Genomic DNA, 654 nt, shown 5'->3' on the forward strand with positions numbered 1-654 from the left:
CACCTTGCGTATAGGTACTGCCCTCGTGCAGCACGAATACGTCCGACTTACCTTCGGTGCCTTGGACATTGCCTTGGGTATAGATATGGATATTTTCTTTCGGAATATCTTCGGAAACGTACTTACCAATATCGTCCGCCGACACCCAGAGCACGACGTTCTCGCCTACCGAGACAATCTTGCCGCTGTCATCCACATCAAAGCCGTTAGGATTCGAACTGCCGCCGTTGACCTCGGTGATTTTTGAACCACCCGACACGTCAAACTTAACGTCGAGGTTAATGTCGGCATCAGAATCTGAATCTGAATCGGCATCTGCATCGGCATCGGCGTCTGCGTCGGCATCTGCGTCCGAGTCGGCATCGGCGTCGGCATCGGCATCAGCATCGGCATCCGCGTCCGAGTCGGCATCCGCATCCGCATCAGCGTCTGCATCCGAGTCCGAGTCTGCATCTGCATCTGCATCTGCATCTGCATCAGCATCCGCATCAGCGTCGGCATCAGCATCCGCGTCGGCGTCTGCATCGGCGTCTGCATCGGCATCGGCATCGGCGTCGGCGTCGGAATCCGCGTCTGCATCGGCATCCGCGTCCGCGTCAGAATCTGCATCTGCATCTGCATCTGCATCTGCATCTGCATCGGCATCCGCGTCCG

Annotated in this window: 1 protein-coding gene; it reads right to left on the reverse strand. The window is 57.2% G+C overall.

Annotation, left to right across the window (positions count from 1 at the left end):
- Window positions 1–654 (reverse strand): hypothetical protein (locus KCR01S_RS25460; RefSeq protein ID WP_218007484.1); only part of this gene is annotated, 654 nt, incomplete at both ends.

This window comes from Kluyvera cryocrescens NBRC 102467 (assembly GCF_001571285.1).
Classification (GTDB): Bacteria; Pseudomonadota; Gammaproteobacteria; order Enterobacterales; family Enterobacteriaceae; genus Kluyvera; species Kluyvera cryocrescens.